Annotated in this window: 23 protein-coding genes and 1 pseudogene; all 24 read right to left on the reverse strand. The window is 46.1% G+C overall.

The features are described 5' to 3' along the window. Window positions 1–23 precede the first annotated feature (23 nt). The 24 genes and pseudogenes from ABXS70_RS17875 to ABXS70_RS17990 all read right to left on the reverse strand — a co-directional run bounded on the left by ABXS70_RS17875 (window position 24) and on the right by ABXS70_RS17990 (window position 12672). Window positions 24–599, reverse strand: a complete 576-nt coding sequence (locus ABXS70_RS17875) for a GNAT family N-acetyltransferase (protein WP_342554966.1) — start codon at window positions 597–599, stop codon at window positions 24–26. Between the two features lie 31 nt (window positions 600–630). Then, entirely contained in the window at window positions 631–1032 is a 402-nt protein-coding gene (locus tag ABXS70_RS17880) for a hypothetical protein (RefSeq protein ID WP_366289596.1), read from the reverse strand. A 102-nt stretch (window positions 1033–1134) separates the two neighbouring features. After that, entirely contained in the window at window positions 1135–1305 is a 171-nt protein-coding gene (locus ABXS70_RS17885; protein WP_366289598.1) for a hypothetical protein, read from the reverse strand. Between the two features lie 49 nt (window positions 1306–1354). After that, window positions 1355–2143: a hypothetical protein gene (locus ABXS70_RS17890; RefSeq protein WP_342554964.1), complete on the reverse strand. Its 789-nt coding sequence runs from the start codon at window positions 2141–2143 to the stop codon at window positions 1355–1357. A gap of 114 nt (window positions 2144–2257) precedes the next feature. After that, window positions 2258–2710 carry an NUDIX hydrolase gene (locus tag ABXS70_RS17895; protein WP_342554963.1) on the reverse strand — a complete coding sequence of 151 codons (453 nt, stop codon included), beginning with the start codon at window positions 2708–2710 and terminating at the stop codon, window positions 2258–2260. A 123-nt stretch (window positions 2711–2833) separates the two neighbouring features. Continuing rightward, complete coding sequence (locus ABXS70_RS17900; protein ID WP_366289602.1) at window positions 2834–3700, reverse strand: GNAT family N-acetyltransferase; 867 nt, start codon at window positions 3698–3700, stop codon at window positions 2834–2836. Between the two features lie 29 nt (window positions 3701–3729). After that, complete coding sequence (locus ABXS70_RS17905; protein WP_342554961.1) at window positions 3730–4002, reverse strand: hypothetical protein; 273 nt, start codon at window positions 4000–4002, stop codon at window positions 3730–3732. A 115-nt stretch (window positions 4003–4117) separates the two neighbouring features. Next, complete coding sequence (locus tag ABXS70_RS17910) at window positions 4118–4762, reverse strand: Type 1 glutamine amidotransferase-like domain-containing protein (RefSeq protein WP_342554960.1); 645 nt, start codon at window positions 4760–4762, stop codon at window positions 4118–4120. Continuing rightward, window positions 4759–5331 (reverse strand): GNAT family N-acetyltransferase, encoded by a 573-nt coding sequence (locus ABXS70_RS17915; RefSeq protein ID WP_342554959.1) that lies wholly within the window; start codon window positions 5329–5331, stop codon window positions 4759–4761. The genes ABXS70_RS17910 and ABXS70_RS17915 overlap by 4 nt, the downstream gene beginning before the upstream one ends. 56 nt (window positions 5332–5387) lie before the next feature. Beyond that, window positions 5388–5783, reverse strand: a complete 396-nt coding sequence (locus ABXS70_RS17920; RefSeq protein ID WP_342554958.1) for a hypothetical protein — start codon at window positions 5781–5783, stop codon at window positions 5388–5390. A 58-nt stretch (window positions 5784–5841) separates the two neighbouring features. Then, window positions 5842–6414 carry a histidine phosphatase family protein gene (locus tag ABXS70_RS17925; RefSeq protein WP_366289607.1) on the reverse strand — a complete coding sequence of 191 codons (573 nt, stop codon included), beginning with the start codon at window positions 6412–6414 and terminating at the stop codon, window positions 5842–5844. 11 nt (window positions 6415–6425) lie between these two features. Continuing rightward, complete coding sequence (locus ABXS70_RS17930; RefSeq protein WP_342554956.1) at window positions 6426–6917, reverse strand: NUDIX hydrolase; 492 nt, start codon at window positions 6915–6917, stop codon at window positions 6426–6428. Then, a complete protein-coding gene (locus tag ABXS70_RS17935; RefSeq protein WP_342554955.1) occupies window positions 6914–7102 on the reverse strand; it encodes a hypothetical protein in 189 nt (62 codons plus the stop codon). Before ABXS70_RS17935 ends, ABXS70_RS17930 begins: the two co-directional genes overlap by 4 nt. Window positions 7103–7152: 50 nt before the next feature. Then, window positions 7153–7404 (reverse strand): hypothetical protein, encoded by a 252-nt coding sequence (locus ABXS70_RS17940; RefSeq protein ID WP_342554954.1) that lies wholly within the window; start codon window positions 7402–7404, stop codon window positions 7153–7155. A 35-nt stretch (window positions 7405–7439) separates the two neighbouring features. Next, the gene (locus ABXS70_RS17945) at window positions 7440–7955 is read right to left on the reverse strand and encodes a hypothetical protein (RefSeq protein WP_342554953.1); all 516 of its coding nucleotides are present in this window, start codon (window positions 7953–7955) and stop codon (window positions 7440–7442) included. Window positions 7956–8233: 278 nt separating this feature from the next. Beyond that, a pseudogene (locus ABXS70_RS17950) lies at window positions 8234–8539 on the reverse strand (hypothetical protein); the annotation flags it as partial. Window positions 8540–8708: 169 nt separating this feature from the next. Further along, on the reverse strand, window positions 8709–9122 hold the full coding sequence (locus tag ABXS70_RS17955; protein WP_366289612.1) for a hypothetical protein: 414 nt from the start codon (window positions 9120–9122) through the stop codon (window positions 8709–8711). After that, entirely contained in the window at window positions 9119–9568 is a 450-nt protein-coding gene (locus ABXS70_RS17960; RefSeq protein WP_366289615.1) for a LytTR family DNA-binding domain-containing protein, read from the reverse strand. Before ABXS70_RS17960 ends, ABXS70_RS17955 begins: the two co-directional genes overlap by 4 nt. A gap of 150 nt (window positions 9569–9718) precedes the next feature. Beyond that, window positions 9719–10228 (reverse strand): hypothetical protein, encoded by a 510-nt coding sequence (locus ABXS70_RS17965; protein WP_366289618.1) that lies wholly within the window; start codon window positions 10226–10228, stop codon window positions 9719–9721. Between the two features lie 29 nt (window positions 10229–10257). Beyond that, on the reverse strand, window positions 10258–10773 hold the full coding sequence (locus ABXS70_RS17970) for a DUF4188 domain-containing protein (RefSeq protein WP_366289621.1): 516 nt from the start codon (window positions 10771–10773) through the stop codon (window positions 10258–10260). A 47-nt stretch (window positions 10774–10820) separates the two neighbouring features. Continuing rightward, window positions 10821–11015, reverse strand: coding sequence for a hypothetical protein (locus ABXS70_RS17975; protein ID WP_342554948.1), 195 nt, complete (start codon window positions 11013–11015; stop codon window positions 10821–10823). A gap of 1 nt (window position 11016) precedes the next feature. After that, complete coding sequence (locus tag ABXS70_RS17980; protein ID WP_342554947.1) at window positions 11017–11511, reverse strand: GNAT family protein; 495 nt, start codon at window positions 11509–11511, stop codon at window positions 11017–11019. A gap of 24 nt (window positions 11512–11535) precedes the next feature. Next, on the reverse strand, window positions 11536–12171 hold the full coding sequence (locus ABXS70_RS17985) for a hypothetical protein (protein WP_342554946.1): 636 nt from the start codon (window positions 12169–12171) through the stop codon (window positions 11536–11538). A gap of 36 nt (window positions 12172–12207) precedes the next feature. Beyond that, window positions 12208–12672 (reverse strand): NUDIX domain-containing protein, encoded by a 465-nt coding sequence (locus tag ABXS70_RS17990; RefSeq protein WP_342554945.1) that lies wholly within the window; start codon window positions 12670–12672, stop codon window positions 12208–12210. Window positions 12673–12838 lie beyond the last annotated feature (166 nt).

Consider the following 12838-nt stretch of genomic DNA (forward strand, 5'->3'; position numbering starts at 1 on the left):
GACACCTGTCCCTGTACAGGCGGTCATCTTTCGGTTCTGTTCATTTGAACTGCAAAATCCTGCACCGCACACAACCACACCATATTTTCACTGCCTTCGCCCCAGTAATCCTTCACCACGGCATACGGCTCTCCAAACTTCCGGCGCCACTTCTGCTGTGCAATGCGATAACCGCTGTCCAGACAAAATTGTTTGATGCCCCGCTCCTGCAGTTGTGTAACCAGAGCTGTAACGAGCGCAGAAGCAATTCCCTGCCCGTGCAGTTCAGGTAAAACATACAATGCTCCCAGCTCACCAACCTGGTCCAAACGATGATTTGTGCAATCTTGAATGACTTTACTGCAGGGGCCATATGAGATGGTACCCACGACTTTATTTTCTTTCTTGGCTGCGAGAAAGATCGGAGCCGTCGGTGCACCGAGAACAGATCCATGCTGCAAATAAGCTTGTGCCACAGCTTTCTTCAGCTCGATCTCATGCTGTATTTCCTCCAGAAGTGATCCGATTCCTTCCTGACTGTACGCCGCCGGAATGGTCGTCTCAAAAACATGGTATGCTCCATCCACATCTGCTGCCGTCAGTGTTCCGATTGTTATCAACTTGTCTACATCTCCATTTATTAGCTTGTAATTAACTGCCCGTCTGTCTGTTCCATTCACCTAATAAATCGATTAAGCGCCGGACCGTTCTGGCAGCAAAGGCTTGTACGATCTCTTCTGTAATGTAACACGGTACAATTCCAGGCTCTTTCCCATGCAGCAAAGTAAACGTTCGATCCCGCCAGCGTTCAATTTCATTTGCTGTCAAACGATCGGTCATGTCATAACCTGACGTGCCGTTTAGCGCCGACCATACCTCTTTGCTCCAGCCTGCGTTTTGATAGAGATTAACATCAATCTGATCCGTCTCTTGATAATATAAACAGGAGACTTCTTCCTTCGTTCGAACGATCCCCTCTCGCTGGTCATCCTCTCGAACTTGCTCCACGAACTGTGGATGTACACTTCGAAACCAGTAATAATCCGTCATCACATGCATGAAATATCCAATGACAAACGAATGCCATCCTTCATCCGAACCCTCACTTCTATAACCGCTGTATAGTTTCTGAAGACGTCCAGAATAATTATTCTCTTATTCAGGGTAAAAATGAGTGTGCTGCTTGTCTTCTCTCGTTGTTCCCTCACGCATGTGAATGGAATCCGGGGCGATACTCCCGAGATAAAATGCTCCCCGATCCAGCGGCTCAGGCAGAGCATCAGCCAATGGATAAGCTATGCTGAGATGTACCATAGGCAGAGGCATAAACCATTCTCTCCTTTTTATACAAGAAGTGCACACAATCCATCGTTGATCAGCTGACGAAACCTGCCGCTCTCTCCATCTGCATTCGGTCAAACAACTGTTCCAAGTCCGTATGATATGCAGGGTGTTCCTTCACAAGCAAACGAATATATTGTGATCCGCATTCGTAAAATACGAGTCGGTTAAACGGCGCTGTATCGCCGTAATGATTAGGTTGTAGACCATATTTGGCCCGAATCAGATTCTCGACATACCTTGCAAACCCTTCGTTCCATTCCAGCCAGCTCCAATATTCAGCTTGTTCTTCCGTCAAAGATTCAAACAGTTCCTTGCGTGCAGCCTGAATCTGCTGGAGATTCTCACTTTTCAATGCGGATAAAAGAGAATCAATCCGCTTCGCGACACGCTCATCCTCGTACGGGAAATCATAATCGATCTCCCAGGTTACCCGTTTCAATTGAGTCATTTTATGTTTAATCTGCAGACGGTCCACGATCCGCTCCTTATATTTCCCATAGACAGAGCAGTGCACGTACTCGTGAAATAGAAAGACTTTCTGCTCTAGATTTTGGAAAACGGAAGCCGTGACGATCGCGCACATCCGATGGTTTATATGATGTACAGGCATCGCGCCAAGACAATCTTCTGGAATGTACAGGTCATCCGGCACAGTTTTGACCCACTCATACTGCCGGGTTCTGGATGAATAATCATAGATATGTAACAACGTTTCGTCCGCTACGACAACAGGATGATGCTCTGCAAAAAAAGGATGCAGGCTGACCAAGTCTCTCTGAAGCTCGTTTAACTCGTTGATCTGCTGCAAAAATGTATCCATTGTCTGACCCTCTCTCTTTGCAAATGATACATTCATCATACTAAAACAGCAGCCGTAAATCACTGAGAGAAAAATGATAATGTTGTGCGAGTATAGCCGAAAGGAATCTATGAACTAACTCTTGATATATCCTGCTTTCGTCAATACGTATTTGGTAAATGGATTGATATCAGGTATCGGCTGAGTCAAGTCAAAGTATCTGAGCTCTAACCCTTCATCGTCCATCACGGTTGGGCTGCCCGTAATGCCGTCTGCTTCATAGATGGCCATTACGTTATAGACTTCATCTCCATGCGGATACTGATAATACATATCCTGTCCCGAGAAAACGGTAATGAGCTTGTATCCTGCTGCGCGCAATCCGGCTTCTTCATATAATTCACGTGCAGCAGCTTCCTCTAGAGATTCACCCGGCTCAAGGGAACCGCCTATGGTTCCCCAGTCCAGACTGTCTGTTCGTCTCTGGAGCAGCAGATGACCTTGTTTATTAAACACCAATACACATGAACCTGCCATAACTATGGGCCGTGTCCCCACTAGTTTACGTAATTCCAAGATGTATCCCATACTGCTCCTCCTGTGTTCAGACATATATTCATAACATCGATGGTTTCATCTTATTTGGAATGCTTCAAGATACCCTGATCTACCGAATGCTGTACTCTTTCGACTCTAACTCCATCCACAGATTTAACTGCTTACAGACGATGAGATGGTGTACCAATACACCAGATAGTTAAAATCGAGAGACAAACCTATGTTTTGTGCTAAACGGATTGAACCTGTGTTATCAGGTGAGCAGTCCCAATATGGATGGATGCCTGCCTGATTGCACTGCTCCATATACGCTTGAGCCGCCAGCGCAGCATAATTCTGCTTTCGATAACCTTCCAAGGTTTCAATATCAACAGCATGTGTACTTCCCTCAACGAACGCAGAGAGGCATACACTTACGATATCTTCGTCATGAACTACAACACAGCCCAAACCATGTTCTAAAAAAGCATCCACCGTCGTCCAGAAGGAATTGATTTTATCGGTGACAAAGGACAGATGATTCAAGCGGCTATCTTTAAACAATGCTTCGTCTATTCGGATCACCCGTGTTTCACCATCTGCATGCAGCTTCATTCGGGCAGCGGGCTTAGGGTCGTCACTTCCTGCAATGCTGTGCATCGGATTTAACATAAACACATGCTGCACATCACAGTTAATCTCACTCGAACCCGCCATATGTTGGATTACATCTTCCCAGCGATCATCAGCAGCCCCGATCTCTATCGCGGAGATTTGTAAGGCTGCCCATTCGGGCCTCACGTATGTCTCCATGTATAACCGCAGCTCACGTCGAAAAGCTTCGGACTGCGCATCACCAATGAGTTGGTAACCGGACTGCCCCTGAATCCATATAAGAGCTGCCTTGATGTCATCGGCATCATCCACATAGATTCGCCCGGGATTTACGCCCGAAGCGACTGCTTTGGCCTCAATATTGCGGCAGTCGTCCGTGAGATGTTTTATTTTGTAAAACTCAGATGAGCTAAGCTCCGTAATCATGTTCTCATTCCTTTTCACACGAGATAGAACTACCTTCTGTTCTGCTCTACTTTCATCTTCAGAATTTTCCACGTCCAGACCCCATACCAAATTCCAGCGGCCGGGAACAGAACTAGGGCGGTCAGTAAATTCACATAAAACTCACCATTCAGCGTGAGACTTTGCCCACTCCATGAGGTCATCACCAAGGTATACAGGAAAGCCAGAGGCAGTCCCCAGCCAAGAACGCCGCGCACCCAAATATGATACCGCTTACCTTGTTTCAATTGTTTCTCCCATTTGATCCGTTTTGACTCTTTCATTGTTGTTTTCTCCTTTAAGCCTGCATTGCCTCATAACCTTTGTCTGAGCATATACTCGGCATAATTCTTTAAGACGGCAGCAGACTTGAATGGTATACATCATTATCATCCTCTTTTAATGCACGGCAGCTGCCCCGCCAAACCGTTCAATTGAATCATCTTCAACAATGACAGCTCCGCCATCCGGACAACCATAAACCTCCGTTTGCTGCAGTTGCGCATATTCCTGAAGAGCGTGCAGTGTTTCTTCCGTACCATCCCAATGGGGTGCAAACTCAAAATGCACAAGTCCGAGCGCCTGCAGATCCGTTAACTGGATATAATTCTCGTCCGCATCTTCACCGTGTCCAGCCAAACGAATGGAAGGTGTCATCAGAATACTGCCTGCGCTGACTCCAATCAGAATACCGCCTTTATCGACATAGGAACGCAGCTGATCCAGCACATTTCGTTTCTGCAGCAAGCTTAGAAAATAAAATGTATTGCCGCCGGACAGATGGATCGCATCATGTTGGAAAAGAGAGTCCAGCATTCCTTCCTCGTACTCCGTATCGAGATCATAGTACTGTACATCTTCAATGCCAAGCTGGCGGTAGTAACGCCGGGTATGTTCGACATAGATCCGCTGCGGGTCGGAACAGGAAGGAATGTAACCGATGGAAGGCTGTTTCGGCTGAAAAAGGCTTCGAATTCTCTCATTCAATCTATCATTTGCATGAAAGTATACGTCACTCAGCAAAACCAGTTTGCGTCTTGTCATTGAGACACAGCCTCCTCATGTTCACTAATAACTTCCTTAAACTCTCTATCCAAAATAGAAAAAAAGTACTGATCTGTCCACTTGTTCTGCCACCATAACTCTTCCTTGAAAATCGCTTCCCTCGTCATGCCCGCATGCTGCATCAAAGCAGTGGAGCGTACATTTTCGGCATTACACATCCCGACAACCTTATGAGCCTTTAACTCATTAAATGCATATTGAAGTAATAACCGGGCCGCCTCGCTTCCGTACCCTTTGCCTGAATATTCGGGCAGTACAGCATATCCCAGTTCCCAGCTTTTGCGAAAGTCAACATAACTCCATATCTGAACAATTCCAATGGGTGTCTCGCTCGAATCATTCAAGCGGCGGATGACAAAATCATACGCATACGGTGTCTCACCTTCAACGGGAAAATGACTGCGGTACTTTTCCTTCACATCATCTTCCTTCGTTTCCACCGTTTCCTCAAAGGCCCACAAGTCTGCATCACATTCCAGTTTGCATATAAAATCCATATCCTGCTCGGTTAAGCTGCTGATTTTAATCTGTTGTCCGATCAACTCCATGTTCGCTAACTCCCTTATCCTTTACGTTACGAGATGAAATTTTTTGAATGCCTTGACTACTGCATCTCTCCATTGATATATCTTCGATGATTGTTGGAAGCATCCTGTATCCATGACTCCAGTTCAACCCGGCTTATGTAAAATTGATCCTGCACTTTAATAAACGGGAACATCTTGCCCTCAAAACGGTGAAACGCATTCAAACTACGCTGCTCAGCCTGAATAATACTCATCACCTGATCTTCTTTCATACCTAGATATACAGCCGTTTCCTGCAGGGTCAGCATGGCTTTCTGACTTAGAATCGACTGCTCTGCACTTAGAGCCGGTACTGTGTTAATCTGATTCTGACCTTTGTCTTGATTCACGAACAGCACACAGCCAATGATAAACGCAGCTCCCAGAACAGCACTGGCTAACAGAATCGAAAATGAAAGTGAAATTGACTTCATATAAGCCTCCTATGGATTTTATCATCAACCGTATGAGTTCAATGGTCTCCACCTACTCTTAAATACTGCGGACGGTGCAGTATCCAGCTTCACCTAGAAAATCATCTCTTGTTAATCCCTGTTCACCTAAAAGCACTCTATAATTCGTAATCGTACCATCATGTGAGACGATAAAGGTATGCCCGTTCTGTTTCCTGCACCAATCCAGAAGCTGTTCTGCTAATCTCGTAAAACGCTGTGCCGCCATCTGATTTATACTTTCTTTCCATTCATTCCGTCCACCATGAAGGACCTGCATCTCTGAATATAAAGTGCCAAGTTCTCTCCTCGTATAGATCTGGTCACATCTTAACGGAGCAAACGTTGGATCCTGAGGAAACATTCTTGGCCCGACCAAAGGGCTGATCATCACCCTGCTGTGCTCACTCGTCGGTAACAGCTGTGCCGTTTCAAGCGTTCGTTTGGTCGGACTGACTATGACGGGATCACCCGTTTCCACCTTTATTGTTTTACGTAAGGCTGTAATCTGACGCTTCCCTTGTTCCGTCAGACCCGGGTGCACCCGGTTAAGCTCATTCGGATAATTCAGCAAATGCTCCGCGTGGCCATGACGGATAAATGTAATGTCCATTGACTGCCCCTCTATCTCTGGATGATGTGTCTGATATCGTTGGGATCACGATAGTTAACAAGTTCCCTTTTCAGAAAAACAGGATAAATCTCCATGTGCTCAAGCTCTCGCAACGGGAACCAGCGAAACGTCAGTTCGCCATCACGCTCCAAACCATTGAACTCAGCCTCATCATAGTACGCATGTCCTTCGGGTAACGAGATCACGTAATAGAACCCAATCTCGTGCATGTTCATGCCATCGTATTCATAAAAGTCTTCGCAAACACAGGCAAGCTTCCCGACCCGGACATGTACCCCAATCTCCTCCATCATCTCTCGCCGAACAGCATCCTCTGTTGATTCGTTCATTTCTACCCGCCCTCCGGGCAGGTTCCAGAAATCATCCTGTTTCGCCTGATGCAAAAGAACTCTGTCCGCATGCATTACGATCCCTGCCACGCGAAAGTTAAATCGGCCGCCGTTCTGCACATACGATATATTGCTGTTCAATGAATTCGTCACTTGGCTGCCCATCCATCAACAAACCCGTTCTGAAATCCATTCACAAACGAAGGAATAAATAGTACAAGCAGCAGAAGCAGGCTGGCAATCCCCCATCTAAAGAAAGATTTACGCCTGCTTACTGCACCCCTGATGAACAACAACACTGTAACCACGATCAGACCAATCTCTACATATTCCATCATTCATACCATCCTCCGTTATGTATAATTCCTCGATGCCTTAATTCCATCTACTATTCATAGATTTTGCCCATATACATGATCTGAGCAGAGCGTTTCCATGGATTATCCGGCTTCTCGTAGTGCGTTAATCCATTAACCGATTCCTGCCCCCACTCGGATGCAGCTTCCAGAAAGGATTCTATCGCATCATGCTGCCATTCATCTGGACAGGACTGCCGGTCTTGGCTTAGCGCACTCAAAAATGCAATAAAAGTCGCCTCATCCTTCACTTCATTGACAAGCTCGAATAATATCTTATTCATCGCTGCTCCTTCCTTCTTACGTGTCCATCCTATTGTTAATCGATGTCTGCAATGAACCATTGTGCTGCATCGCCGTCCGTTTTCTTTCGTTGAAAGACCATCATGGAGCTGTACTCATTCTCGTCTCCCGCCCTTAATTCTGTAACGTTTACGGTTGCTTCATAGATCTTCCGTTGTTCCGTAATCTTAATATCACTTAACGCAATCACTTTGCGGACCTTATATTCAGACATGCCGCTTACAGGAGCCCTAGGTGTAAACAAGCTCATATATCCCTCTTCATCTTGTTCATATAAATAACGCAAACGAGCGTTCATTTGTTTGACAATGGCCAGTTTATCCCCCGCATATATCCTCTCATCAATATATTCCGGCGGGGCATCCTCATCTTGTAATTGTGAAGGAGAAGCTGCCGACTCATCTCCGGTGACTTCTTCATGGTTCACACTGCTCGGCGAAGCTGTTTTCTGTGTATCCTCTGGCGCTTCTTTATTCTGGCAGGCCGTAACAAGCAAAATCATGCCCAATATAAAAGCTAACCTCTGGATCATGCTTCTTCACTCCCTACTCCTTTTCCACCAAATGAATTCCTGTTGTTGTCTAATTTTCTCTCAGGTACATCATAACCCATAATGTGGAATTTGCGAACGTATAAATGAAGTTAACTTCCATGCCTCCGTGCTCTCACATAAAAAAACACGCTGTCATGCATGGATTGAACCATACATTGAACAAGCGTGATAACCGGTTATTTACTGCCTCCAATTCCCCCACACTGAACATCAGCCGGGACTCAGCCCTGATACAGTTATCTGTTCAAAAGCCCCTCATCAAACCATACATCCTCGTAATCCTCGGCAATCAGGAATCTCCAACCCGGAGCAAGTCCAAGATACGGCTTGATTTTGGGGTCCCAATCATCGATATGTGCCGTATGCAGCGGTACGAAGAAATCATCGGCATCGGAGTACTCTTCAGCCCAAATGTACCAACCGGTCGTATCGCCCTCAGGCTGAATGCGCATCCCGTGAATCGGTTCGCGCTTTTCCTTAACGTTCCAGGCAATTCCCACCTTCAGGTGTAGTTCACTTGGAACGTAGTCTGCCTTGTATTTCCTGCACAGCTGTTTCTGCATCACTTCAGCAGTCTCTGGCTTCAATATCTATCCCTCCTTTTTTGGCATCAAACGCCATAGTACGCCTTGTATCCAGACAACCACTGATCTTTGGAGAAATCCACAAAGTCATAGAGCTCGCACTGTTTAAGATACAGCAGCAGCTCATCTTCGTTCATAGCTGTTCACCCTACTTTAGAATATCGTTTAACTCTTCCGCTTTCTTCCTGCTGTCTATTCTAGCATAAAAATAAAACGCTATAACGTGCAGCACGATTGACAGCAGCCACATTCCCGGGAACCAAGGCGCGATTAACTCAAACATTTCCCTCGAAAAAAGCCAAACGATTACCATCCCCCCGGCGATATTACATGTAGAAGAAATGACGATATTCCACAGCGGTTTTAGCGTAAAATGATTCCACAGTGCGCTGTACATCACCCCGAACAGCACAGCGGCAGCGAACGAAATGCCTGCCACATTCCACAGAAACGTCATACGGATCGGCTGGTTGTGATAGAACAGTGTCAGCAGCAGCGTTACCCAGAGTGTCGTGACTGTGAATACTTGAAAAAAGGATTGTTTAAGTTGTTGTACCATCATAATTTCCTCCTAAAGTTTTTCATATAGAATCGACTTACATAATAGCTTGAACCATCAGTCAGGTTGACCTGAACTCTGGCATGTTCCGCAGCTGAGAAGCTGCCGATATGCCTGGTGTTAATGATCGTCTGATTGTTGATTCTGACAAGTGTAGTGTCCTGCTCCTGCAGCTCTTGCTCCACATACTTCAAACGCTGATTAAGCAGGTACCTTTCCCCCGTAATAACACTCACGCCGCACATCCGATCTTCGGATACAATGGCAGCCACCGTGCTGAGCTTGATCCTTACGTTACGGTTGTTCCTTGCCTGGATGACAACGAGTTCATGTTCCATTTGACTCATCGCTTCCCGAATACGATCCCACTTTGATTGATCTTCAGGGTGAGTTATTATTTTCGCCTCATTCGGCTGCATCTCCTGACTTTCTTCAAAAAAGACTTTCACACGATGTCCTCCTCTCACCACTCATATTACATATCCGCCAGCACAATTCCCACGATATTGCGTTTTGCTGCATGAATCTGCAGTTTCGCTGCACTCGTTTAGAAAAATGAAACAAAAAAACTACTCTTTTCAGAGTAGTCTCCTGCAGCTTCATACTTCTTCCTTCATCTCCACTACCGTGTCCTGATGATGCCGAACCCACTCATTCATCGCCATAATCCCTTTCTGTGAAGCCTCCTGATATGCCGCGTATACCCGTTCAGTTCGCTGGCGCAGCTGCGGGTCATGATCCAGATCGGTTGGCGATACCTCCTGCCATGTTTCTCCTGATTTTTTAGCATCGGCTATCAAAGCCTCAATGTCATCCAGAATACGAACCATTCCATCTAACTGAAAGAACTGCATGCCTTTTCTGATCCCGTTCCAGCTCTGCAGATCCATGATATGATATGCCGAGAACCAGTAAAACTCAGCCAGACTCCGGGTATGATTATGATACGAGTAAAATAGGTACAGCGCCTGCTGCCCCTCATTCAGCTGCAGATACACCTCTCTTTTAGCCGCCAGATCCTGTCCGCGCACAGAGAGCAGCATCGGTTCAATGCACAGCCAGCTTAATTGGTGCGAATCCAAATCTTCTCTTTTAATCGCAGCTTTCATTATATGCTCCTCTCTATTCATCATTTGCACTATTCCTTGTTCCGCGGGTTCTCTGGTACCTCTACTGCCGGTTCGTTCTCCCCGCCCATTCTGCGCCTTGATGTTGCCCGTCTTCCTGATGCAGGTACATGATCGGATACTTTCGCCAGTCCAAACTTCGGCATGTTGGCATAGATGCTTTCGTGCGAACCTGTTTGAGCTTTATATGTCTCATGGTAGATTCCCACAGAACCGTCGGAGCCGATCGACTTATTAAATCGTTTCCATGCCTCCAGATGTAATCCGCCACGCGCATAAGTTTCCAACTCGTCGTATGAACGCCAGTACTGCAGCAGGGTTACTCCGCGCCAGTTCACCAGAAATTCTGTACCTAAAAATCCGGTGTCCGGGTTCTGATATAATTCTTTAATCATCGGCCCCATAGAGTTGAACACAGGCAGCCACTTATGAATCGCCCACAGCCGATTAATTCTCATGCCAATAATAAAAACAACGAACTCTCCCTCGATCTGAGCGGTGTATCTTCCCTTATATATTTTCGCCACACGGCTGCCTCCCTGTCTGATGGATCGAATCCTTTAATTAATCTGTACTATTCGGCCAATTCGTTCATACGCATTACCATGACAACCTCCTCAGTTCCCTTATGGAGCGAAGCAAGTTGACGTGCCATATCCCCCAGCGCATCCGAAAGCCACGAAACCGGGAGCTCAACCCGTTCGTGCGTCTTATATTCAATTGATACATCCAGCCAGCCATGCGGCTCCAGCGTCAGTGTGATGTCCATTCTATCTCCCCGATCTCATCAAGCTGTAGTGCAAAATATACTGCATACCCTGCCTGCCCATTCTTCTGACCCCCAAGTCGAGGAAACCGGATTTCAAATACAGCTGCCGTGCAGCCTGGTTTGCTTCATTCACCGCGAGAATAATCTCGTTCATCTCAGGATGAAACTTGCGTACCCAGGCAGGCAATCTTTTCATCGCCTCCAATGCATACCCTTTCCCCTGCTGTTCCATCGATATGGACAGCGCACGAATGAGAATTTTGCAATCCGACTCTGCTGGCTCTACGTATTCTGAACCTTTGTGTAAAACAAAGAATCCTACAGGCACCGCCCCACATAAAATAACAACCGGATCTTTGTCCGGATTCGTCACAGCCTCTTCAATCACTGCAGCAGGCATCGCCGTAAAGTCCATCTGTTCCTTTTTCAGCATAAAATGGGTCAACGCTTGATAATACTGCTCTTCGTAAGATACCAAACGAATTTCCTTATCCACCCTGCAACCTCTCTTTCCGCCTCGCTAAGACTGCAGCTGCTCATAGATCTGCCATTCTTTGAATCTGGTTTTCAAGTCGGAAGCCGTTTTATGTATAAATTCCGTTACTGTCTCCATTGTCAGTATTTTTAGATCACCATCAGGTTCATTCTCAGAGTATGCGAAGAAATCAAACTTTTCTTCCCTATACGCGCATACCTCCTGCGCTTTCAAGCCGCCGAACTCATACCCTTTCGCTATCCTCAACTGATCTAACCATTCCGAAGCTCCAGCGTATTCACGCCGTATTCTGAACTCCAGCTTCTTGACGTCATGGGTGTAAATCTCTCTTCCATTCGGGTCCGCTTCATATGGAGGATAGATCTGAAAAGTCCACTCCCGGTCCGTATAGATATGGGCAATATAACCGCATAGATAATGCAAAAACTGGGGGTCACGCCGCATCCGAAGCACGTTCATTTCCGAAGCCATAACCTGCTGTAAATCGGTATCTGCGGCAAATTGGTGTTCTGTGGCCATAAGGTGAGTCTTCGCTTTTTCACTGCGTACATTGGTTCTCACATGAATGGAATCCGGAGCTAAGCTTCCCAGCAATAATGTCGGAGATGGATGCGGTACGATTTCGGATGCAATTGCAAAATGAACCATAGGCCAAGGCAATAGAAGCCCCCCTTATATTCAAGAAATGTTGTTATTTCAACTGCGAAGCAATGTGTTCTTACCTTCAATCAAGTCGATAAATACAGGCTGCTGCACCTTATTAATTACATTCAGATCAATCTCATCGAGACTGTGAAAAACGAGCTGCAGAGACTCATGATGTTCGTCTTGAAATACAAGGGTTCTAAGATCGGGAGCCATCCGCCCGGACAGCTCTGCAGTAACATTAAATAAAAACATAACAAATACGACTTTATTCCCGTCAGGGTATGTATATTTCATTCTTTCGCCGGTATATACGGCAGCCAGTTCATATGAGCTTACTTCCAATCCCGTCTCCTCTTTCACTTCCCTGATCATCGTCTCTTCGATCTGCTCGCCAGCATCCATTCCGCCGCCGGGTAGTCCCCAATCTCCATAATCCGATCTCCGTTGAAGCAAAATTCTCCCTGCATGGTCGCGAATAATCGCACCGCCAGTTACAATAATACGTCTGGTCATTCCAGTCCCTCTTTCACCAGATACTCATATGCCATTCAGCGCCTACATCCTCCCTCATCATACTACAGATCTTTTCCAAAGCACACTTATTCACCCATCATAACCCATGTATGGGAAAAGGGGAATCCAAAAAGGCCCTTTTTCTTCTCCAATAAGAGAGGAAACA

The sequence above is a fragment of the Paenibacillus sp. AN1007 genome (genome assembly GCF_040702995.1).
Taxonomy (GTDB): Bacteria; Bacillota; Bacilli; order Paenibacillales; family Paenibacillaceae; genus Paenibacillus.